This window comes from Streptomyces sp. NPDC059900, from assembly GCF_050270335.1.
In the GTDB taxonomy this organism is placed as follows: Bacteria; Actinomycetota; Actinomycetes; order Streptomycetales; family Streptomycetaceae; genus Streptomyces.
The window spans coordinates 1-2,590 of record NZ_JBNNJZ010000857.1 but is presented as its reverse complement, the minus strand read 5'-3'; the positions used below and the strand labels follow the sequence as shown (position 1 = coordinate 2,590).

The following is a 2,590-nucleotide window of genomic DNA, read 5'->3' as shown; positions in this document are numbered from 1 at the left end:
TATCACCGAGAGCAGCGCCGTCTCCTGCAGCCAGCCTTCCACCGCGGCCGACTGCCCGCACAGGCTGGGGCGATGACCCGTGAGATCACCGCGGTCATGGAGCAGTGGCGGGACGGGAACACCATCGACGTCCTTGCGCAGATGCACACCATCACCAGCCGTGTGGTCTCCAAGACCATTTTCAACTCAGACGCGGTATCGGAGGCCGCACAGATCGTCCGGGAAGCCGTCGACGTCATCATCGGCTCGATCTTCCACCGCATGGTGATGCCGATTCAAGCGATCAACCGTCTGCCCACGCCAGCCAACCTACGGTACCGGGCAGCGATCACCCGCATCCACGACGCCGTCACTCACGCCGCGGACGAGTACCGCCGGGACGGATGCGACCACGCCGACATGCTCTCGGCGCTACTGGCTGCCCGCGATCACAACGGCAATCCACTGAGCGACCAGGAAGTCCGCGAACAGGTAATCACGCTGCTCGTCGCCGGAATCGACACCACCGGCGTGGCCTTGTCCTGGGCACTGAACGTCCTCGCCCATGACGACGAATTACGCAGCCGGCTTCACCGCGAAGTCGACGCCACACTGCGCGGCCGGGTCGCCACCTGGGACGACCTTCCCCATCTCGACCTCACAGCCCGCGTCATCACCGAGACCCTGCGCGTCTACTCACCGATCTGGATCATTACCCGAACCGTCACCCAGGACGTTGATCTTGCAGGCTACTTCCTCGCCGCAGGCAGCACTGTTGCCTACAGCCCGTATCTCATCCACCACCGCGCCGACCTCTACCCCGACCCCGAACGATTCAACCCCGACCGGTGGTTGTCCGACCTACCTCAGCGCCGCCCTCGAACCCAACTACTACCCTTCGGCGGCGGCCCCAGAAAATGTATCGGCGACACCCTCGCCACTACCGAAGCCACCTTGGCACTTGCCTCGATCGCCGCCCGGTGGACCCTCACACCGCCCCCCGGTGCTCCCGCCGTCGACGTCAAGGCCAACGTCTTCCTCACCCCGCGCAATCTCTACCTACGGACCGAGACAAGAGCGCCCACCAAACCCGGCGCCGGGCCACCGGTAGGCACGCCTACCCCGCCCAGCTCCATCCCGTAACGTAGGACGGCGCCGGCCGGTGATACCGCGATTGTCCGGCCGATGCCGTGATCGGCGCCGGTCATCACCGCCGTACGTGATCCGGGTTGTGGCTGGTGGCCTTCGCGGGGCGTCATGAGCGCTGCAGGCCCTTCTGCGGCCGGGCGGCTTTCGGTGCACGAGGACGCGGCACGAACAGGAGGAACGGCGCGGGGGCCGACCGGCGCACGGCGCGGGCGATGCGGCGGGCATCGACGGTCTCTGGTCTACGGCCCCGGCCCCGGCCCCTGTCCGTGCGCGACTCGTGCGTCCGCCGGCTGTTGGCCGCCGGGCGTATGAGAGCGGCCGTCCTTATCGCGGCACGCCGGAGAGGGCGGGCTGTTTCGTCCTGCCGGCTGGCAGCCCGTGCACGCGGGCGGGCGGGCACCCCGCCCGGAGGTCGGCGGTGTCCGGCAGTTCCAGATGTGCGCCCTTGAACCGCCTGCGTAGTGCTCGATCATGTGTGACCAGTACGACGGCCCCCGGGAACGCAGTCAGTGCTTCTTCCAGTTCTTCGACCAGTGCCGGTGACAGGTGGTTGGTCGGCTCGTCGAGCAGCAGGAGGTCGGCGGGCTCGGTGACGAGACGGGCCAGGTCCACGCGGCGGCGCTGGCCGTAGGAGAGCTCGCTCATCCGCAGCCGCAGTTGTGCGGGGCCGAAGAGCCCGAGGGCAAGCAGCGTCTCGGCGTGCTCGTCGGCACTGCCCGTGCGGTCGCCGCCGAACGCCTCGTTCACCGTCAGGTCTGGCGGCCACGGCGTCTGGTCCTGGCGCAGATGGCCCACCGGGCCCGGCACCCGCACCGAGCCTTCGTCGGCCCGCAGCTCACCGGCGAGCAGCTTCAGCAGCGTCGTCTTGCCGGCGCCGTTGGGGCCGGTGACGAGCAGGCGGCCGCCGCGAGCCAGGGTCAGCGCGTGCAGGTGCAGGCGGTCGCCCACCCTGACGTCCGCCAGTTGCACGGCGAACGGCTGCGGTGGGGCGCTATCGGTGTCGTGTGCGGCAGTTGCCGCCGTCTTGATGTGCGCCGTGAAGGCCAGCGGGTCCGGCGGCGGTGCCACCGGCTCCGCGGTCAGCCTCGCCAGGCGCTCGCGGGCGTTGCGGATGCGGGCCATGGCGCCGTGCGCCCGGCCGCGGGCGCGGAAGCCGCCGTGGCCGAAGTTGGCCAGCGACGCCTTGCGCGGGATGGCGTCGAGGCGGGCAGCGTGGCCGGCGGCCAGTTGCTCGTTGCGGGCCAGTTCGGAGCGCCACTGCTCGTACTCCTGGACCTGGCGGCGGCGCTGCGCCGCCTTGGCCGTGCGGTACCCGGTGTAGCCGTCGCCGTAGCGGGTGACCTCTCCCGCCTCGGCCTCCAGGACGGTGGCCGTCCAGCGCTCCAGGAAAAGGCGGTCATGGGCGATAGCCAGTACCGTGCCGCGGTGCGCCCGCAGTTGTGCCTCCAGCCACTCGATGGCC

General features: G+C 69.8%; 2 protein-coding genes. One reads left to right on the top strand and one right to left on the bottom strand.

All coding sequences use genetic code 11. From position 1 onward, the window contains the following. Positions 1 to 1,122 (top strand): cytochrome P450 (locus ACQKIP_RS44960; protein WP_427745643.1); only part of this gene is annotated, 1,122 nt, incomplete at its 5' end. Positions 1,123 to 1,452: 330 nt separating this feature from the next. Here the strand turns inward: ACQKIP_RS44960 and ACQKIP_RS44955 are convergent. After that, a partial coding sequence (locus ACQKIP_RS44955; RefSeq protein ID WP_427745642.1) for an ATP-binding cassette domain-containing protein occupies positions 1,453 to 2,590 on the bottom strand: 1,138 nt, incomplete at its 5' end.